Genomic DNA, 19,531 nt, shown 5'->3' with positions numbered 1-19,531 from the left:
CGGTCCGGGCCGCGCCGTCAGCGACGCTGCGGAGGCAGCTGGGTGACGGTGTCGGCGGCGGCCGGCCGCCGCCGCGCGACGATCGTCCACACACCCAGCGCCAGTACCAGCACCGTCCCGGCGCCGAGCGCCGCGAAGCCCACGAAGCGGCGTGCGGAGACACTCCCGCCGGCAGCCGGGGAGCGCGCGGTGCCGTCCGCCGAGGACACGTCGTGAGCGTCGATCCCGATCCCGGCGGCCCGGGGGTCCCCGCTGTACGGGGGCGGGGACTGCGCGCCGCCCGACACCTGGACCCGCAGCGTCACCGGGACGGCGCCCCGCACGAAAGTGGCCACATCCGGGTGCACGGTGACGGCGAGGTAGTACCAGCCCGCGAAGCGCACCGCCGAGACCTCCGAGTCGTCGGCCGTGCGGTTGGCGTACGAGACGGGTGCGAGCTGCTCGTGCAGCGAGGTCGGGGTGCCGTCGTAGGAGTGGTCGGAGTCGTCGACCAGGGCGCGCACCGGGTTGAGGACGGCCAGCCGCACACCGCCGCTGGTGAAGTCGGAGTCGTCGGTGACCTCGGCGTTGGAGAAGTCGGCGAAGACGGTGGCCTGCTGGCCCCAGTCGACCGGGATCTCGTAGAAGCGGGTCTCGCCGGGCAGCACCCTGTCCTTCCAGATGCCGGTCCTGACCGCCGCCGCGGTCTCCGGGGACGTACCGCCGGCCGCCGGGCGCGGGGTGCCGACAGTGAGCGGCGTCGGGGTGGCGGCGTCGTCCGGGTCGGTGCCGGGCGCGTGGCCGACGGAGGCGCCCGCCCTGAGCGGCGGCTCCAGCACGGAGCGCAGCTCCAGCGTCCAGGGCGCCGGGTCGGACGCGCCGTCGCTGGTGCGGTGCACGGACAGGGTGTACTGGTTGGCCTCCTGGCACGAGCCGTCGCCCGCGATCGTGCGGGAGACCGCGGTGCCCACCGGGCGCACCCCGTCGTCGGTCCCGAAGTGGGCGCTGGCCTGGTCGCAGTGGTCGCCGTCCGCGCTGAGCAGGGTCAGTTCGATGCCGTCGTCGAAGGCCACCCGCCCGCCGGGGGCGGGAAGCGCGAAGGCCGAGGCGTAGGCGGAGGAGGTGGCGTCGAGCGCGAGGCCGTAGAAGCGGGTCTCGCCGGGCGCGATCGTGTCGCGGTAGGTGACGCCGGGCGTCATCGCGGGGGCGTCCGCGGTCGTGGCCGCACCGGCCAGCCGCGTGCCCTGCGGCTGCCACGTGGCGGGCGTGCCGGGCGCGGCGGGGGTGCCGCTGTCGGCGCGGGCGGGCCCGGCGTGGAGCGGCCCCAGGACCAGCAGCGCCCCGACCGCGAGGGCCCCCGCCGCGCGGCGGGCGCCTCCCCCGAGGCCGCGGCCCGTACCGCCCGCGGTCCGCGGGCCGCGCCTCTCGTCCTCCGCGCCACACGCGCCGGGCCGTCCGGCTACCGCGCCACGTATGCCGGCCCCTCCGGCCACCGCACGTATGCCGCCCCGCCCCGGCGCACGGCCACGCCCACCGGTTTCTCCGGCCACCGCGCCGCCTGTACCGAGCTCTCCGGCCTCCGCGCCACGTATACCGGGCCCTCCGGCCACCGCACGTATGCCGCCCCGCCCCTGCGCCCAGCCACGCGCACCGGTTTCCGCGGCCACCGCCGCCCGTATGCCGCGGCGCGACGCCCTGCCCGCTGTCATGCCCCACCCCTTGTCGTACGGCTCCGCAGGCGGCGTATCAGGGCCGCCGCTCCGAGTCCGGCGAGCGCCGCGGCACCGCCCGTTCCCGCCGCCACCAGGTCCATACCCTTCAGCCCGCCCCCGCCCGAGGGGGCTGCGACGGCCGGAGGCGGGGCCGCGTCCCCGGCCCCGGCGCGCGCCGCGGCGGTCCCGTGCGCGACGGGCGGGGCCTGGTACTGCGGCCCTGACAGCTCGGTTCCGGTGACGTTCACCCGCAGCACGACACCGACCGCGGCGTTCCGGGCCAGGCGGGCAGCCTCCGGGCCGAGGCCGACGGTGATCCAGTAGTCGCCCGCGCTGTGCACGGGGGTCACGTCGCCGCCGTCCACCCAGCGGTTGGCCCAGCTCACCAGCACGGTGCCGAGACCGACCGAGGCCGGTCCGCCGTCGTAGGGGCGGGTGCCGTGGCCGTCCGAGGCGTCCTTGACCGGCAGCCGGCCCGGCGCGTAGACGGCGGTGGCCACGAAGGTCGGCTCCGCCGGCGTATCCAGCGATCCGCCGTCCCCGACCGGCTCGTTGGCGAAGTCGGCGGAGTAGGTGGGTCCGATCGTGTCGGTGTACTGCCCGGGGGCGAGCGCGGCGGCGGTGGCCGCGGTCGTGCCGCCCGTGACCGGATCGCCGGCCGTCCGGTAGCTGTCGGCGCTCCGTTGCGAGGCGCGGGCGATCGCGGCGCGCGCGGAGTCGATGCGGGTGCGGACCGGGCCGTCCGGGCCCGCCCTGGATCCGGAGGAGTCCAGCGCCGTCACCAGGCCGCCGTCCGGGCCCCTGGCTGACGGGGCGGCCCCGGCGGCGGGAGGGGCCGGCAGGCTCGCCGCCGCGCCGAGCAGGACGACGGCCGGCAGCAGGCGCCTGCCGGGCTGTGGTCGTCGTCTCATGGCGCCGCATCCCCCTCGTCGACGGCGGCCGCACACCTCTTCGCGCCAGCACATTATGGTGCCGGCGCCCGTGCGTCAGGGGGCGGTCACGGTCCCGCAACAACGAAGGTCCCGGCCGCAGTCGCTGCGGCCGGGACCCAGGGCGGTGGTGCCTTCCTCTCGGCGGCCCACCGCGACGTCACGCGTTGGTGCCGGAACCCGCCGGGACCGAGTCAGTGGCTTCCGTCCACAGGTCCTGCTCGGCGCGGTCCGCCTGGATCTGTCGGTAGACGAACAGCCCGGCGACGGCGGCCAGCGCAACCAGGAGAAACTTCTTCATCGCCCGACCTCCTCCTTCATGCGTGGTGGAAACAGCTCCTGACGCGCTCGACTATACACAGCGGCCGATACCGAACGGTGACCTGCGCCCCGAAGCGCCACACCCACCGTCGACCGGCGCACATACGCCGAGAGCCATGTACTCGGTGGAGTACATGGCTCTCGAAGCGTCGGTGGGGCTACCAGGACTTGAACCTGGGGCCTCTTCCTTATCAGGGAAGCGCTCTAACCGTCTGAGCTATAGCCCCGCGCTGCAACGAAAGATTAGCGCACGCCTGGCCATGTCCCAAAATCGGTATCGCCCGGCGCTACTCGTCCTCGGCGAGCGTGAGCTCCACACCGCCCACGAAGCCCGCGGACAGGTTGTAGATGAAGGAGCCCAGCGTGGCCAGCGCGGTGGCCAGCACGACGTCGATGACCGCGATCACGGTGGTGAAGAGCATCACGCGGGACAGCGACAGGAAGGCCACCAGGTCGAAGCCGCCCTTGCCGCCCTGCTCGGACGTGGTGGCGTCGGAGATGGTCGAGCCGACCGTGCTGAAGACGCCGATCGCGTCGAGCACCATCCACAGCACCGCGACGGCCACGATCGTGCAGATGCCCAGCGCGATGGACAGCAGGAAGCTGACCTTCATCACCGACCAGGGGTCGGCCTTGGCGATCCGCAGCCGCGCCTTGCGCGTACGCGGCGCCGTACGGGCCGCGGGGCGGGGGCGGCGCACCCCGGCGGAGGCCGCCGAACCGCGCCCCGTGGGGCGGCCCTGCGCACCCCGCCCGCCGTGCCCGGCCGGCGTACCGGCCGGGGCCGGCGGCGCCCCCGGCGGCGGGGGCGCATAGGCCTGCGGCGGCTGGTGCGGCTGGGCCGGCTGCTGGCGCGTGCCCGTCACTGGGTATCCCCCCTGCTCAGGGCCGCCAGCTGAGCCACGGGCACCTCCGGTCGTCCCGGCCCCGCCCGCGGCGCCCGTGGCTCCACTCACGGCTTACTCCTCCGGCTCACCGGCCGCGGGCGCTGCGCCCTCGGCCGTAACGTCCTGTCCGGCGTCCTGCCCCATGCCGGACACAACATGTTCGATTCCGTGTCCGGACCCATCCTCGCCCATGACGGCGGGACCGGTCGCATCCGGATCATCCTCCGCTTCGGCGTTCCGCGCGATACCGACCACGGCGTCGCGCTTTCCGAGGTTGATGAGTTGGACGCCCATGGTGTCACGGCCGGTTTCCCGGACCTCGTCGACCCGCGTGCGGATGACGCCGCCGCCCAGCGTGATGGCGAGGATCTGGTCGCCGGCCTCCACGACCAGCGCGCCGACCAGCGAGCCGCGGTCCTCGACGATCTTGGCGGCCTTGATGCCGAGGCCGCCGCGGCCCTGCACCCGGTACTCGTCGACCGAGGTGCGCTTGGCGTAGCCGCCGTCGGTCGCGGTGAAGACGTACGTCCCGGCCCGCACCACGTTCATGGACAGCAGCTCGTCGCCCTCGCGGAAGCTCATGCCCTTGACCCCGGACGTCGCCCGGCCCATCGGCCGCAGCGCCTCGTCCGAGGCGGTGAACCGGATGCACTGCGCCTTCCGGCTGACGAGCAGCAGGTCGTCCTCCGCCGAGACCAGCTCGGCGCCGATCAGCTCGTCGGGAGTGCCGCCGTCGGCGCCCTCCCCGCCGTCGGCAGCCTCGCGCAGGTTGATGGCGATGACGCCGCCCGCGCGCGGCGAGTCGTAGTCCTTGAGCGCGGTCTTCTTCACCAGGCCGGACTTGGTGGCGAGCACCAGGTACGGCGCCGCCTCGTAGTCCTTGATCGCCAGGATCTGCGCGATGCGCTCGTCGGGCTGGAAGGCCAGCAGGTTGGCGACGTGCTGGCCGCGCGCGTCCCGCCCGGCGTCCGGCAGCTCGTAGGCCTTGGCGCGGTAGACCCGGCCCTTGTTGGTGAAGAACAGCAGCCACTGGTGGGTGGTGGTGACGAAGAAGTGGTCGACGATGTCGTCCTGCTTGAGCTTCGTGCCGCGCACGCCCTTGCCGCCGCGCTTCTGCGAGCGGTAGTCCTCGGTCTTGGTGCGCTTGACGTAGCCGCCGCGGGTGATCGTGACGACGATGTCCTCCTCGGCGATCAGGTCCTCGATGGACATGTCGCCGTCGAAGGGCACGAGCTTGCTGCGCCGGTCGTCGCCGTACTTGTCGACGATGGCCTGCAGCTCCTCGCTGATGATCTGCCGCTGCTTCTGCGGCGAGGCGAGGATCGCGTTGTACTCGTTGATCTTCGCCTGCAGCTCGTCGTGCTCGGCGATGATCTTCTGGCGCTCCAGGGCGGCCAGTCGGCGCAGCTGCATCTCCAGGATCGCGTTGGCCTGGATCTCGTCGATGTCGAGCAGGCCCATCAGGCCCTCGCGCGCGACCTCGACCGTCTCGCTGCGCCGGATGAGCGCGATGACCTCGTCGATCGCGTCCAGGGCCTTGAGCAGTCCGCGCAGGATGTGGGCGCGCTCCTCGGCCTTGCGCAGCCGGAAGCGGGTGCGCCGGACGATGACCTCGACCTGGTGGGTGACCCAGTGCCGGATGAAGGCGTCCAGCGACAGCGTCCGCGGCACACCGTCGACCAGGGCCAGCATGTTGGCGCCGAAGTTGGTCTGCAGGTCGGTGTGCTTGTAGAGGTTGTTCAGCACGACCTTGGCGACCGCGTCCCGCTTGAGGACGATGACCAGCCGCTGGCCGGTGCGCGACGACGTCTCGTCGCGGACGTCGGCGATGCCGCCGATCCGGCCGTCCTTGACGAGGTCGGCGATCTTCTGCGCCAGGTTGTCCGGGTTGACCTGGTACGGCAGCTCCGTGACGACGAGGCACTGCCGGTTCTGGATCTCCTCGACCTCGACGACCGCCCGCATCGTGATCGAGCCGCGGCCCGTGCGGTAGGCGTCCTCGATGCCCTTGCGGCCGACGACCAGCGCGCCGGTCGGGAAGTCGGGGCCCTTGATGCGCTCCATGAGCGCGTCCAGCAGCTCCTCCGGGCTCGCGTCCGGGTTGGCCAGGCACCACTGCGCGCCGTCGGCGACCTCGCGCAGGTTGTGCGGCGGGATGTTGGTGGCCATGCCGACCGCGATGCCCGCCGAGCCGTTGATCAGCAGGTTCGGGAAGCGCGACGGCAGGACCGTCGGCTCCTGGTTGCGGCCGTCGTAGTTGTCCTGGAGGTCGACGGTCTCCTCGTCGATGTCCCGGACCATCTCCATCGACAGCGGCATCATCCGGCACTCGGTGTACCGCATGGCGGCGGCCGGGTCGTTGCCGGGCGAGCCGAAGTTGCCGTTGGAGTCGACGAGCGGCATGCGCATCGACCACGGCTGCGCCAGGCGCACCAGCGCGTCGTAGATCGAGGAGTCACCGTGCGGGTGGTAGGTGCCCATGACGTCGCCGACGACGCGGGCGCACTTGTAGAAGCCCTTCTCCGGCCGGTAGCCCCCGTCGTACATCGCGTACAGCACGCGGCGGTGCACCGGCTTCAGGCCGTCGCGCACGTCCGGCAGCGCGCGCGAGACGATGACGGACATCGCGTAGTCGAGATAGCTGCGCTGCATCTCGGTCTCGAGCCCGACGGGCTCGACACGCAGTCCGCCGGCCTCGTTGCGCAGTTCCCGCTCGGAGGCGGGGACGTCGGGCACGGGAGGCGTGGGAGGGGTCGTGGGGGTCTCGTCGTCGGCCATCGCTGTCAGATAGTCCTTTCACACGGCGGGTGGGTGGGCCGACTCAGATGTCCAGGAACCGGACGTCCTTGGCGTTGCGCTGGATGAAGGAGCGCCGGGCCTCGACGTCCTCGCCCATCAGCACCGAGAACAGGTCGTCGGCCTGCGCCGCGTCGTCCAGCGTGACCTGGCCGAGCACGCGGTGGTCGATGTCCATCGTGGTCACGCGCAGCTCCTCCGCGTTCATCTCGCCCAGGCCCTTGAAGCGCTGGATCGAGTCCTCGCGGATGCGCTTGCCGCTCTGCTTGCCCAGATCCACCAGCGCGTCGCGCTCGCGGTCGGAGTAGGCGTACTCGAAGTCGTCCCGCCCCCACTTGATCTTGTACAGCGGCGGGCGGGACAGGTAGACGTGTCCGGCCTCCACCAGGGGGCGCATGAAGCGGAAGAGGAAGGTCAGCAGCAGGGTGTTGATGTGCTGGCCGTCGACGTCGGCGTCCGCCATCAGGATGATCTTGTGATAGCGCAGCTTGGCGATGTCGAAGTCCTCGTGCACGCCGGTGCCGAAGGCGGAGATCAGCGCCTGGATCTCCTGGTTCTGCAGGATCTTGTCGATCCTGGCCTTCTCGACGTTGAGGATCTTGCCGCGGATCGGCAGGATCGCCTGGTACTGCGGGTTGCGGCCGGACTTCGCGGAGCCGCCGGCCGAGTCGCCCTCGACGATGAAGATCTCGCACTTCGTCGGGTCGTTGGACTGGCAGTCGCTCAGCTTGCCGGGCAGCGACGCGGACTCCAGCAGGCCCTTGCGGCGGGTCAGGTCGCGCGCCTTGCGGGCCGCCACCCGGGCCGTCGCCGCCTGGATGGCCTTGCGGACGATGTCCGCGGCCTCCACCGGGTTGCGGTCCAGCCAGTCGCTGAGGTGCTCGTGGACGACCTTCTGCACGAAGGTCTTCGCCTCGGTGTTGCCCAGCTTGGTCTTGGTCTGGCCCTCGAACTGCGGCTCGCCGAGCTTGACCGAGATGATCGCGGTCAGGCCCTCGCGGATGTCCTCGCCGTTGAGGTTGTCGTCCTTCTCGCGCAGCAGCTTCTTCTCCCGCGCGTACTTGTTGACCAGGCTGGTCAGCGCCGCGCGGAAGCCCTCCTCGTGGGTGCCGCCCTCATGCGTGTGGATGGTGTTGGCGAAGCTGTAGACGCCCTCGCTGTACTGGCTGTTCCACTGCATCGCCACCTCGACGGACAGCAGCCGCTCCTTGTCCTCCGCCTCGATGTCGATGACGGTGGGGTGGATCAGCTCGCCCTTGCGCGAGTTGAGGTACGTGACGTAGTCGACCAGGCCGCCCTCGTAGTAGTACGTGACGGTGAGCGGCTTGCCCTCCTCGTCGACGTGGTCGGCGCGCTCGTCGGTCAGCGAGATGCGCAGCCCCTTGTTGAGGAAGGCCATCTCCTGGAAGCGGCGCGACAGCGTCTCGAAGGAGTAGTCGGTGGTCTCGAAGATGTCCGGGTCGGCCCAGAAGGTCACCGACGTGCCGGTCTCCTCGACGGCCTCGTTGCGTGCCAGCGGCGCCGTCGGCACCCCGAGCTTGTAGTCCTGCGTCCAGCGGTAGCCGTCCGTGCGCACCTCGACCGCGACGCGCGTCGACAGCGCGTTGACCACGGAGACGCCGACGCCGTGCAGGCCGCCGGAGACCGCGTAGCCGCCGCCGCCGAACTTGCCGCCCGCGTGCAGCACGGTGAGCACGACCTCGACGGCCGGCTTGCCCTCCGAGGGGACCACGCCGACCGGGATGCCGCGCCCGTTGTCCACCACGCGCACCCCGCCGTCGGCGAGGACCGTGACGTCGATGGTGTCCGCGTGCCCGGCCATCGCCTCGTCGACCGAGTTGTCCACCACCTCCTGCACGAGGTGGTGGAGGCCGCGCTCACCCGTCGACCCGATGTACATGCCCGGACGCTTGCGTACCGCGTCCAGGCCTTCGAGCACGGTGATCGCGCTGGCGTCGTAGGACTTGCTGGAATTCTCGTTGGGGTTGCCGGAATCGGCCACGAAGCGCCCTTTCTGGCACAGCACGAGCCGGGTCCCGCCGCGCGGGATTCGGCTGCGTCTTCGACATGTTCCGCTGGGGTACCCCTGCCGCGTGGCCAGGGGAGGGCGGTGTTGGAGCCAGTCTACCGGTAGCGCCGACCCTCATGGGGCTTTGCCGGTACCTCGCTTCCCATGTGCCGCCCAAAACCGCTGCCGTGAGACTCCCTCCACGCGGGCCGGGCCCCAAAACCGCTCACACGGGCGTCCAGGGCTTCCGGCTGTCAGGGTCCGGCTACACACAGCAGGGTCACCTCCCGGCGAGCCCCCGGACCTGGAACCAGGCTCGCACGAAGGTCCGACACAGCCCTGTGACCAGCGCTTTCACCGCGCTGCGGGAAGGCCGCGGAAGCGCACGGGCGTACGGGCGAGGTGCGGGGGAAGGAGACGGGCAGCCCCTGCCCGCGAAGGCGTGCCGCCGCGGCGGCTCAGCCGTACGTGTCGCCCGGGCCGCGGCTGCCCGGTGCGCGCAGCCGCCCGCCGTAACCGCGCGGCGGACCCGCGGGGCCCTGCACCTTCAGCAGCTTGACGGTGCCGTGCCCGAGGTCGGTGTTGAGCCGGGCCACCAGCATCGGGGCCAGCAGCCGCAGCTGGGTCGCCCAGGCCGTGGAGTCGCACACCACGGTGAGGACGCGCGCCTCCTCGTCGTAGCGCTCGGGCGAGCAGTGCTGGGCCACGTCCGGGCCGACGAGCTGCGGCCAGCGGCCCATCACCCCGCCGACCGCGGCGGGCGCCTCCCAGCCGCGCTCGGTGATGAGCCGGTTGATCGCCGCGCCCAGCGGCAGCGGGTCGCGGCCGTCGGCGTGCGCGCCGCTGCGCAGACCGCCGCGCCTGGCCTGCTTCTTCTGCACGGCCGCCGCGCCCCTGGCCCTGGCCTGCTCCTTGGCGGCGCGCAGGGCGACCCGCGCCAGGTCCACGCCGGAGGGCTGCGGACCGGGCCCGGCGGACGGGGCCGCCACGTCCGGGGTGCCGGGCGTGCCGGGGAGCTCGGGGACGTCGCTCACTGCCGTACCACCGTCCCGTTCTCGACCGCGAACCGCGCGCCGCGCAGCGCACCGGGCACGTCGTCGTCCACGGCCGCCGTGACCAGCACCTGCTCGCCGCCCGCGACCAGCTCCGCGAGCCGCTCCCGGCGGCGGGCGTCCAGCTCGGCGAAGACGTCGTCCAGCACCAGCACCGGCTCGTCGCCGTCCGCGCACAGCAGCTCGTAGGAGCCCAGCCGCAGCGCCAGCGCGTACGACCAGGACTCCCCGTGGCTGGCGTAGCCCTTCGCGGGCATCGGGCCGAGCTTGAGCAGCAGGTCGTCACGGTGCGGGCCGACCAGCGTCACACCGCGCTCGATCTCCTGCCGCCGGGCCTGCGTCAGCGCCTCCAGGAGCCGCTCGCGCAGCTCCTCCCGGCCGCTCGCGCCCGCCATCGCCTCGTCGCCGATCGAGCCGCGGTAGTCCAGTCCCACCGGCCCGCCGCCCGGCGCCAGCATGTCGTAGGCCTTGTCCACCAGCGGCTGGAGGGCGGCGACCAGGTCGAGCCGGTGCGCCAGCAGTTCGGCGCCCGCGGCGGCCAGATGCTGGTCCCACACGTCGAGCGTCGACAGATCCGCCCCCTTGCCGCCGTGCCGGCGGGCCAGGGCGGCGGTCTTCAGCAGCGTGTTGCGCTGCTTGAGCACCCGGTCGAAGTCGCTGCGCACCCCCGCCAGGCGCGGCGCGCGGGCGGTGATCAGCTCGTCGAGGAACCGCCGCCGCTCCCCCGGATCGCCCTTGACCAGCGCCAGGTCCTCGGGCGCGAAGAGCACGCTGCGGACGATGCCCAGCAGGTCGCGCGGGCGGACCTGCGAGGAGCGGTTGATCCGGGCGCGGTTGGCGCGGCCGGGGTTGATCTCCAGTTCGAGCAGCTGCCGGCGCTCGCCCTCGGCACCGCTCCCGGGGCCGCCGCCCCGCACCACCTGGGCACGCACCACCGCGCGCTCGGCGCCCATGCGCACCAGCGGGGCGTCGGCGGCGACGCGGTGGCTGCCCAGCGTCGCCAGGTAGCCGACCGCCTCGACCAGGTTGGTCTTGCCCTGCCCGTTGGGGCCCACGAAAGCCGTGACGCCCGGGTCGAGGGGGACCTCGGCCCGGGCGTAGGAGCGGAAGTCGGCGAGCGACAGGTGCGCTACGTGCATCGCGTGCTTGGCGCGCGGCCGCGCCGACCTCCTTGCCTGTGCTGTGCGGTGCGGGCCGCCGGGCCCGCACGCGCGGCTTACTCCGCGGCGGTGACCGCGTGGCCGCCGAACTCGTTGCGGAGCGCGGCGATCATCTTCATCTGCGGCGAGTCGTCCTGGCGGGAGGAGAAACGCGCGAAGAGGGAGGCGGTGATCGCCGGCAGCGGCACCGCGTTGTCGATCGCGGCCTCCACCGTCCAGCGTCCCTCACCGGAGTCGTCGGCGTGCCCGCGCAGCCTGTCCAGGTGCTCGTCCTTGTCGAGGGCGTCCACGGCGAGGTCCAGCAGCCACGAGCGGATGACCGTACCGGACTTCCAGGAGCGGAAGATCTCACGGACGTCGGTGACCGACTCCACGGCCTCCAGCAGCTCCCAGCCCTCGGCGTAGGCCTGCATCATCGCGTACTCGATGCCGTTGTGGACCATCTTCGCGAAATGGCCCGCGCCCACCTTGCCGGCGTGCACCGCGCCGCTGTCGCCCTCCGGCTTGAGCGCGTCGAAGATCGGCTGCGCCTTGGCGACGTCCTCGGCCTTGCCGCCGTACATCAGCGCGTAGCCGTTCGCCAGGCCCCACACGCCACCGGAGACGCCGCAGTCGACGAAGCCGATGCCCTTGGAGGCCAGCTGCTCGGCGTGCTTCTCGTCGTCCGTCCAGCGCGAGTTGCCGCCGTCGACGACGAGGTCGCCGGGGGAGAGCAGCTCGCCCAGCTCGTCGATGGTCGCCTGGGTCGGGGCGCCGGCCGGCACCATGACCCACACCACGCGCGGCCCCTGGAGGCTGTCCACAAGCTCCTTGAGGCTGTGGACATCGGCGAGATCGGGGTTGCGGTCGTAGCCGATGACGGTGTGGCCTGCGCGGCGGATCCGCTCGCGCATGTTGCCGCCCATCTTGCCGAGACCGATGAGACCGAGCTCCATCACACTTCCTTCGTTTCGAAGCATCGCGGACACCCGGCACGTGCACCGGCGCCGGTCCGCTGCCGTCTGACCCTGAACCTGACCTGAGGACGAGCCTACGTCGGCCCCCGCGGCCCCGGCGGGCGGGCTCAGCCGGACAGGCGCACCGGCATGATCAGGTACTTGTACGCCTCGTCGGCCTCGGCGTCGACGGCGGGACGGCCGCTGAGCAGCGCCGGCTTGGTGGAGGTGGTGAAGGACAGCTGGGCGGCCGGGGAGTCGATCGCGCTCAGCCCGTCCAGCAGGAAGGTCGGGTTGAAGGCGATCGAGATGTCGTCGCCCTCCAGCTTCGCGTCGACCCTTTCCACAGCCTGTGCATCCTCGCTGGAGCCGGCCTCCAGGGTCAGCACGCCCTGCTCGAAGCTCAGACGCACGGGGGTGTTGCGCTCGGCGACCAGGGCCACGCGCTTGACGGCCTCGACGAAGGGCGCCGTCTCGATCACCGCCACGGAGGCGAATTCGGTGGGGAAGAGCGTGCGGTACTTCGGCAGGTCGCCCTCCAGCAGCCGGGTCGTCGTCCGCCGCCCGGCGCCCTCGAAGCCGATGAGGCCCTCGCCGGCACCCGCGCCGGCCAGCGCGATCGACACGGTGTCGCCGCTGGTGAGGGACTTGGCGATGTCCTGCAGCGTCTTGGCGGGCACCAGGGCGACGGCGGAGATGTCGGCCTGCTCCGGCTTCCACAGGAACTCGCGGACGGCGAAGCGGTAGCGGTCGGTGGCGGCCAGCGTCACCGTGTCGCCCTCGATCTCGATCCGCACACCGGTCAGCACCGGCAGCGTGTCGTCGCGCCCGGCGGCGATGGCCACCTGGCTGGCGGCGGCGGCGAAGACCTCGCCGGGCACGGTGCCGGACGCCGTCGGCATCGCGGGCAGCGCCGGGTACTCCTCCACAGGCAGTGTGTGCAGCGTGAAGCGGGAACTGCCGCAGACGACCGTGACGCGCACACCGTCGGCCGAGATCTCCACCGGGCGGTTCGGCAGCGCCCGGGAGATGTCGGCGAGCAGCCGGCCGGACACCAGGACGGTGCCCTCCTCGTCCACCTCGGCCTCGACGGCCACCCGGGCCGAGACCTCGTAGTCGAAGCCGGACAGGCTCAGCTGCCCGTCCTCGGCCTTGAGCAGCAGGCCCGCGAGCACCGGCACCGGAGGACGGGCCGGGAGGCTGCGGGCTGCCCAAGCCACTGCCTCGGCGAGTACGTCGCGCTCCACCCGGATCTTCACCGGAACCGCCTCCTGCTTGTTGCCGACTGTCGGGGAACAGTCTGCCGCAGGGGACTGTCACTCGTTGCGGCTTGCCGTCAAGCGGCGACACGGGCGGGCGGACGACGACGGGCGAGTTGTGCACAGGACCGGCTTCGAAACGCTTTCCCCCCTCTCTACGTGTAGTCGTAGTAGTAGGGGGTGTGGATACCGTGGATAACCGGTTCCTGCGCAGGTCAGGCCGCGTTTTTTATCCCCAGAGCCTGTGGGCGGGGCCTGTGGGCAACCGGGGTCCGCTGTGGACGGCGAAAAGTTGTGCACACCCCGTGCACAGGGCACAGGGGGTTGTCCCCAGCTCCGTCCCCAGGAATACCCAGGTTCTCCCCAGGCGAACCCACCACGTTGGTGTGACGGCTTTCACTCTCCGGTGGGACAGACCGGATTTCGTTGCCGAACAGTGGACAGAGATGTGGAGAAGTGGGCTCTCGCTGTGCACAACCGACCGCATCCTGTGGGCGAGCGGTGGACAACCGGTCGGAGGCCGCTGTGGACAGCCGGGCCGTCCACAGTCTGTGGACGGCGGTTACCCACATTTCCCCACCCTGCTGAGCTGCCCGGACGGCCGCGCGGGGGTGCGCCCTGTGGAGGGTATCGGGACAACTTCGGTGTCCCCAGGGTGTGGACGGCAAAAACGCCGCGATCCTGTGGACAACAGGACCGCGGCGTCAGGGATTCGAACAGCGCGCGGGACGGGCGCCGGCCCGCTCAGCTCTTGATGCGGTTGGTGAGCTCGGTCACCTGGTTGTAGATCGACCGCCGCTCGGCCATCAGCGAGCGGATCTTGCGGTCGGCGTGCATCACCGTGGTGTGGTCGCGGCCGCCGAACAGCGCGCCGATCTTCGGCAGCGAGAGGTCCGTCAGCTCCCGGCACAGGTACATGGCGATCTGCCGGGCGGTGACCAGCACCCTGCTGCGTGAGGAGCCGGACAGGTCGTCCACCGCGAGCCCGAAATAGGCCGCCGTCTCCGCCATGATCGCGTTGCCGCTGATCTCCGGCACCGAGTCCTCGCCACCGGGGATCAGGTCCTTGAGCACGATCTCGGTGAGCTGGAGGTCGACCGGCTGCCGGTTGAGACTCGCGAAGGCGGTGACGCGGATCAGCGCGCCCTCCAGCTCGCGGATGTTGCGGGAGATCCGGGAGGCGATGAACTCCAGCACCTCGGGCGGCGCGTTCAGCTGCTCCTGCACGGCCTTCTTGCGCAGGATCGCGATCCGGGTCTCCAGCTCGGGCGGCTGGACGTCGGTGATCAGCCCCCACTCGAAGCGGTTGCGCAGCCGGTCCTCCAGGGTCACCAGCTGCTTGGGCGGCCGGTCGGAGGAGAGCACGATCTGCTTGTTCGCGTTGTGCAGGGTGTTGAAGGTGTGGAAGAACTCCTCCTGCGTCGACTCCTTCTGCGCCAGGAACTGGATGTCGTCGACGAGCAGGATGTCCATGTCCCGGTACCGCTTGCGGAAGGCGTCCGCCTTGCCGTCCCGGATGGAGTTGATGAACTCGTTGGTGAACTCCTCCGAGCTGACGTACCTGACCCGGGTGCCGGGGTAGAGGCTCCGCGCGTAGTGACCGATCGCGTGCAGCAGGTGCGTCTTGCCCAGACCCGACTCGCCGTAGATGAAGAGCGGGTTGTACGCCTTGGCCGGCGCCTCGGCCACCGCGACGGCCGCGGCGTGCGCGAAGCGGTTGGAGGCGCCGATCACGAAGGTGTCGAAGAGGTATTTCGGATTGAGCCGCGCGGTCGGCTCCACCGCCCCGCCGCTCGCCCCGCCCGACCCGGGACCGCCGCCGTGGCTGCGGCCGTGGCCGCCCGCCGGCCCCGGCCCGGAGCGGTCGCCGCGGGAATCGGGGGCCTGGGGCTGCTGCGGGTAGCCGCCGGATCCGGAGGCGTAGGGGTCCCGGTCCGGGGGCAGGGCCTGATGCGGAACGGACGGGTAGCCGTCCCCGCGCTCGGGGCGGTAGGGCCCCTCGGGGCGCGGGTCGCGGTGCCCGGAGTAGTCGTCCGGCCCGCGGTCCTGGAAGCCGCCGGAGGGCGCGCCCCAGTTGCCCAGACCGGGCTGCTGCCAGCTCTCGCCGGCCGGGCTGCGCGGCGTCCAGTCGTCGCTGCCGCCGCCGGGCGGGTCCTGGTAGGAGTGCCGCGGGCGCGGCACCTCGTCGTACGGGTCCTCCGCGGGGCGCTGGCGCTCGGGGGAGGAGGCGGGGGGCGGCGCGGACTGCTCCTGCTCGCCGCCGGACGCGACGGCGATGGCGATCCCTACGGTGTGACCGAACTCATGGCTGAGCACATCGGTGATGAGCTGCTTGAGCTGCTGCCCCTCGAGGATCTTCTTGGCGTACTCGTTCGGCGCAGAGAGCACCGCGGTGCCGGCCACGAGCGCCAGCGGCTGGATACGGCGCAGCCACTCGGCGTGCACCGGCTTCAGGTCCTCCCCGCTCACCAGCAGCTTCTGCAGGACCCGGGGCCACACTGCGGCAAGATCGGCGCTTACGTCAGCCACAGGGCACGCTCTCTCGGGTTGCTGAATTACTGGGGGTGCGTGGACTCCCGCGGACGTGTGGGTCTCGGCAGGGGCGGGAAGAGTACGGAGTTCAGCCACGGTAATCAGGGCGGCGTGCACGGTTCAAGTCGTTGTCCACAGGGTGTGTACAAATGGCGGGCGCGCACCGCCGGGTTTGACCGGATGGCCTAGCCGCACGTACCGTATCGAGGTCGAGTTGTCGATGGCTGCTGCCGCCTGCCTACCGATAGGCGAGGATCCTCCGGGGTGTCCCTGCTACCGGGCGGTCGTCAAGCGGTGACCCGTTTGGTCCGCGAGCTTTTCGTGGGCGCACGGTGACAGCCAGGCGACGCCCCGCCGGATCCGAAACTCTCCTGGAGCCCCTGAGTGAGCAAGCGCACTTTCCAGCCGAACAACCGCCGCCGTGCCAAGACCCACGGTTTCCGTCTGCGGATGCGTACGCGCGCCGGCCGCGCGATCCTCGCGACCCGTCGCGCCAAGGGCCGCGCACGCCTGTCCGCCTGATCGCCGCGGGCCTGATGTCGTGCTGCCCACCGAGAATCGGCTGAGGCGGCGCCAGGATTTCGCTACGGCCGTACGCCGTGGACGCCGGGCGGGCCGCCCGCTGCTGGTCGTCCATCTGCGTCGCGACGCCATACACCCGCACGTGCCTGGGGAGAGCACTCCCCCGGCACGTGCGGGTTTCGTCGTAAGCAAGGCGGTCGGCGGCGCCGTACAGCGGAATCAGGTCAAGCGCAAGCTCAGGCATCTCGTCCGGGAACGTCTGTCTCTGCTCCCCCCCGGTAGCCTGGTAGTGGTACGCGCGCTTCCCGACGCCGGGAACGCGGACCACGCACAGCTGGCCCTCGACCTGGACGCCGCACTGAAGCGGCTGCTGGGCCGTGACACCCATGGCGACGCCGAGGGGAGGGTGGCTCAATGAAATACCCGCTGCTGGCACTGATCAAGCTGTACCAGTGGACGATCAGTCCGCTGCTCGGCCCGGTGTGCCGGTATTACCCGTCGTGCTCGCACTACGGGTACACCGCGATCGACCGGCATGGCGCGATCAAGGGCACCGCCCTGACCGCGTGGCGCATCCTCCGGTGCAACCCCTGGTCGCCCGGCGGTGTGGATCATGTACCGCCGCGCAAGCGGCCGCCGTGGCACCAACTGCTGCGCCGCGCACTGCGGGGCGGCTCCGACGGGCCCGTCACGCCCGAGCCCACCGGACCCTCTCACGCCCAAGGAGCCTGACCGTGGGGATCCTGAACCCCCTATACGACGCAGTGTCGTGGATCATCGTCCAGTTCCACTCGTTCTACAGCCTGATCTTCGACGAGGACAGCGGCTGGGCGTGGGGTCTGTCCATCGTCTCGCTGGTGGTCCTGATCCGTATCTGCCTGATCCCGCTGTTCGTGAAGCAGATCAAGTCGACGCGGAACATGCAGGCGCTCCAGCCGAAGATGAAGGCGATCCAGGAGCGCTACAAGAACGACCGCCAGAAGCAGTCCGAAGAGATGATGAAGCTGTACAAGGAGACGGGCACCAACCCGCTCTCCTCGTGCCTGCCGATCCTGGCGCAGTCACCGTTCTTCTTCGCGCTCTACCACGTGCTGAGCAACATCGCGAAGGGCAACAAGGTCGGCGTGATCGACCACAGCCTCCTCGAGAGCGCGCAGCACGCCCACATCTTCGGTGCCCCGCTGGCCGCGAAGTTCCTGGACAGCTCCTCCAAGATCGAGGGTCTGGGCGCCTCGCTGACCGACGTGCGTGTCGTCACCGTCATCATGATCGTGATGATGTCGGCCTCGCAGTTCTTCACCCAGCGCCAGCTGATGACGAAGAACGTCGACATGACGGTCAAGACGCCGTTCATGCAGCAGCAGAAGATGCTGATGTACGTCTTCCCCCTCATCTTCGCCGTGATGGGTATCAACTTCCCCGTCGGTGTCCTCATCTACTGGCTGACCACCAACGTGTGGACGATGGGCCAGCAGATGTTCGTGATCTACCGCAACCCCACCCCGGGCAGCCTGGCCTTCAAGCAGCGCCAGGAGCGGCTGCGCGCCAAGGGCAAGCTCGTCGAGCCGCCGGAGGAGGTCGCCGCCAAGGAGGCCGTCGAGGTCGCCCGGGCCAACCGCACCCAGCCCAAGCGGCAGCCGAAGGCCAAGCGGCAGACCGGTGGTACGGGCGGCGGCGCCCCCCGCGTCGGCGGTTCCAGCGGCCAGAAGCAGGAGACGGACAGCAGCGCCGGGACCGAGGACGGCGGCTCCGCCGGCTCGTCCGGGTCCTCCCCGGCCTCCGGCGGCGGCGGCAAGCCCAAGTCCGGCGGCGGTGCGCCGCGGGCGGGAGCGCCGCGTGCCGGTGCGCCCCGCGCCGGAGCCCCGAAGGCGGGCGGTCAGAAGGGCGGCTCCACCGGCAAGCAGTCCGGAGCCAAGGCCAAGCCGACCAACCTGTCGTCGAAGAAGAAGTAAGAGGAGAGTCCAGGCGTGAGCGACGTCAACACCGGCACGGCAACCGACAGCGGCTCGTCCGCGACCCTCACCCGTCTCGAGCAGGAGGGTGAGATCGCGGCGGACTACCTGGAGGGGCTGCTGGACATCGCCGACCTCGACGGTGACATCGACATGGATGTCGAGGGCGAGCGGGCTTCGGTGTCGATCATCGGCGACGGCTCCGCGCGCGAGCTGACCAAGCTCGTCGGGCGGGACGGCGAGGTGCTGGAGGCGCTTCAGGAGCTGACGCGGCTCGCAGTGCACCGGGAGACCGGCGAGCGCAGCCGCCTGATGCTCGACATCGCGGGCTTCCGGGCCCGCAGGCGTGCCGAGCTGACGCGGCTGGGCGCGGAGGCGGCCGCGGAGGCGAAGGAGACCGGCGAGCCGGTGAAGCTGGACCCGATGACCCCCTTCGAACGCAAGGTCGTCCACGACGCGGTGGCTGCCGCGGGACTGCGCAGCGAGTCCGAGGGCGAGGAGCCCCAGCGCCGGGTGGTCGTCCTGCCGGTCTGACGACCGGCTGCCGCCCATGATCATTCGGCCCCGTCTGCTCGCAGGCGGGGCCGAAGCTTGTCAGTCTGGACGAGTCCGCACGTGACGGGCACGGCATGACGACGATCACGAGAACCGACCGAGAACCGACGAAAGGACAGTCCCGTGACGGAGGCAGCAGCGGAGCTTCCCGCGCCGCCGGAGCAGGCCGGGGCGGTGTTCGGCGACCGGTTCGCCGATGCGGTGCGCTATGCCGAGCTGCTGGCGGACGCGGGGGTGCACCGCGGCCTCATCGGTCCGCGTGAGGTGCCGCGGCTCTGGGAGCGTCACCTGCTGAACTGCGCGGTGCTCTCCGAGGTGATCGAGGAGGGGGTGTCGGTGTGCGACGTCGGCTCGGGCGCCGGCCTCCCGGGCATTCCGCTGGCGCTTGCCCGCCCCGACCTGGACATCACCCTGCTGGAGCCGCTGCTGCGCCGCACCACCTTCCTCGAGGAGGTCGTACGGCTGCTGGGGCTGGACAACGTCACGGTGGCGCGCGGCCGGGCGGAGGAGATGGTCGGCAAGCTGCCGCCGGTGGACGTGGTGACCGCTCGCGCCGTGGCGCCGCTGGACCGGCTCGCCGGCTGGGGGCTGCCGCTGCTGAGGCCGCACGGGGAGATGGCGGTACTCAAGGGCGACACCGCGGAGGACGAGCTGAAGGCGGCACGGGCCGCGCTGGGCAAGCTCGGGGCGGTGGGCGCCTCGGTGGTTCAGGTCGGTGAAGGCGTCGTGGACCCGCTGTCCACCGTGGTGCGCGTCCTGGTGGGCGAGAGCCCCGGTGGGGTGCGGGCGGCAACGCGGCGTGCGAAGGCCGCGCGAGCCAGCCGAGGGCCGCGCCCAGGGGGCAACGCGGGGCGCCGCCGGCGCTGAGGCGCGAGCCGGGCCGGTGGGGCGTGGCAGCTCTGGTCCCGGCCGAAGGCGTCGGCGGAAACGGC

The 19,531-nt window shown here is 71.5% G+C and carries 17 protein-coding genes and 1 tRNA gene; 6 read left to right on the top strand and 12 right to left on the bottom strand.

Annotated elements, in window-relative coordinates:
* Positions 1–17: 17 nt before the first annotated feature.
* From ACH4SE_RS02530 to dnaA, 12 genes are all read right to left on the bottom strand, one after another.
* The gene (locus tag ACH4SE_RS02530; RefSeq protein WP_398541396.1) at positions 18–1,472 is read right to left on the bottom strand and encodes a hypothetical protein; all 1,455 of its coding nucleotides are present in this window, start codon (positions 1,470–1,472) and stop codon (positions 18–20) included.
* Positions 1,473–1,684: 212 nt separating this feature from the next.
* Complete coding sequence (locus ACH4SE_RS02525) at positions 1,685–2,602, bottom strand: hypothetical protein (RefSeq protein WP_398541395.1); 918 nt, start codon at positions 2,600–2,602, stop codon at positions 1,685–1,687.
* Between the two features lie 178 nt (positions 2,603–2,780).
* Positions 2,781–2,921 carry a DLW-39 family protein gene (locus ACH4SE_RS02520; protein WP_398541394.1) on the bottom strand — a complete coding sequence of 47 codons (141 nt, stop codon included), beginning with the start codon at positions 2,919–2,921 and terminating at the stop codon, positions 2,781–2,783.
* A 173-nt stretch (positions 2,922–3,094) separates the two neighbouring features.
* Positions 3,095–3,168, bottom strand: a tRNA-Ile gene (locus ACH4SE_RS02515).
* 60 nt (positions 3,169–3,228) lie between these two features.
* Entirely contained in the window at positions 3,229–3,897 is a 669-nt protein-coding gene (locus tag ACH4SE_RS02510) for a DUF3566 domain-containing protein (protein ID WP_398541393.1), read from the bottom strand.
* Between the two features lie 3 nt (positions 3,898–3,900).
* Positions 3,901–6,606, bottom strand: a complete 2,706-nt coding sequence (gene gyrA, locus ACH4SE_RS02505; protein WP_398541392.1) for a DNA gyrase subunit A — start codon at positions 6,604–6,606, stop codon at positions 3,901–3,903.
* 43 nt (positions 6,607–6,649) lie between these two features.
* Positions 6,650–8,650, bottom strand: a complete 2,001-nt coding sequence (gyrB, locus tag ACH4SE_RS02500; protein WP_398541391.1) for a DNA topoisomerase (ATP-hydrolyzing) subunit B — start codon at positions 8,648–8,650, stop codon at positions 6,650–6,652.
* A 440-nt stretch (positions 8,651–9,090) separates the two neighbouring features.
* The gene (locus ACH4SE_RS02495) at positions 9,091–9,621 is read right to left on the bottom strand and encodes a DUF721 domain-containing protein (protein WP_398541621.1); all 531 of its coding nucleotides are present in this window, start codon (positions 9,619–9,621) and stop codon (positions 9,091–9,093) included.
* Between the two features lie 41 nt (positions 9,622–9,662).
* Positions 9,663–10,823, bottom strand: a complete 1,161-nt coding sequence (gene recF / locus ACH4SE_RS02490) for a DNA replication/repair protein RecF (protein WP_398541390.1) — start codon at positions 10,821–10,823, stop codon at positions 9,663–9,665.
* Between the two features lie 77 nt (positions 10,824–10,900).
* Positions 10,901–11,779 (bottom strand): phosphogluconate dehydrogenase (NAD(+)-dependent, decarboxylating), encoded by an 879-nt coding sequence (gene gnd, locus ACH4SE_RS02485; RefSeq protein WP_398541389.1) that lies wholly within the window; start codon positions 11,777–11,779, stop codon positions 10,901–10,903.
* Between the two features lie 128 nt (positions 11,780–11,907).
* Positions 11,908–13,038 (bottom strand): DNA polymerase III subunit beta, encoded by a 1,131-nt coding sequence (dnaN, locus tag ACH4SE_RS02480; RefSeq protein ID WP_398541388.1) that lies wholly within the window; start codon positions 13,036–13,038, stop codon positions 11,908–11,910.
* Between the two features lie 744 nt (positions 13,039–13,782).
* Positions 13,783–15,567 carry a chromosomal replication initiator protein DnaA gene (dnaA, locus tag ACH4SE_RS02475; RefSeq protein ID WP_398541387.1) on the bottom strand — a complete coding sequence of 595 codons (1,785 nt, stop codon included), beginning with the start codon at positions 15,565–15,567 and terminating at the stop codon, positions 13,783–13,785.
* Between the two features lie 387 nt (positions 15,568–15,954).
* On the opposite strand from dnaA, the gene rpmH reads away from it, so the two are divergent.
* The 6 genes from rpmH (at position 15,955) to rsmG (ending at position 19,466) form a co-directional block, all read left to right on the top strand.
* Positions 15,955–16,092 (top strand): 50S ribosomal protein L34, encoded by a 138-nt coding sequence (rpmH, locus tag ACH4SE_RS02470; protein WP_030543677.1) that lies wholly within the window; start codon positions 15,955–15,957, stop codon positions 16,090–16,092.
* 19 nt (positions 16,093–16,111) lie between these two features.
* On the top strand, positions 16,112–16,510 hold the full coding sequence (rnpA, locus tag ACH4SE_RS02465; RefSeq protein WP_398541386.1) for a ribonuclease P protein component: 399 nt from the start codon (positions 16,112–16,114) through the stop codon (positions 16,508–16,510).
* Positions 16,507–16,824, top strand: a complete 318-nt coding sequence (yidD, locus tag ACH4SE_RS02460; protein ID WP_031512713.1) for a membrane protein insertion efficiency factor YidD — start codon at positions 16,507–16,509, stop codon at positions 16,822–16,824. The genes rnpA and yidD overlap by 4 nt, the downstream gene beginning before the upstream one ends.
* A gap of 2 nt (positions 16,825–16,826) precedes the next feature.
* Positions 16,827–18,044, top strand: a complete 1,218-nt coding sequence (gene yidC / locus ACH4SE_RS02455) for a membrane protein insertase YidC (protein WP_398541385.1) — start codon at positions 16,827–16,829, stop codon at positions 18,042–18,044.
* A gap of 15 nt (positions 18,045–18,059) precedes the next feature.
* Entirely contained in the window at positions 18,060–18,578 is a 519-nt protein-coding gene (locus tag ACH4SE_RS02450) for a protein jag (protein WP_398541384.1), read from the top strand.
* 144 nt (positions 18,579–18,722) lie between these two features.
* Positions 18,723–19,466, top strand: a complete 744-nt coding sequence (gene rsmG, locus ACH4SE_RS02445) for a 16S rRNA (guanine(527)-N(7))-methyltransferase RsmG (RefSeq protein ID WP_398541383.1) — start codon at positions 18,723–18,725, stop codon at positions 19,464–19,466.
* The last annotated feature ends 65 nt before the right edge of the window (positions 19,467–19,531 follow it).

Origin of the sequence: Streptomyces sp. NPDC020983, assembly GCF_044333485.1 — a bacterium.
Classification (GTDB): domain Bacteria; phylum Actinomycetota; class Actinomycetes; order Streptomycetales; family Streptomycetaceae; genus Actinacidiphila.
Note: the sequence above shows the minus strand (reverse complement) of the source record. Positions and strands in the feature narration are given on the sequence as shown.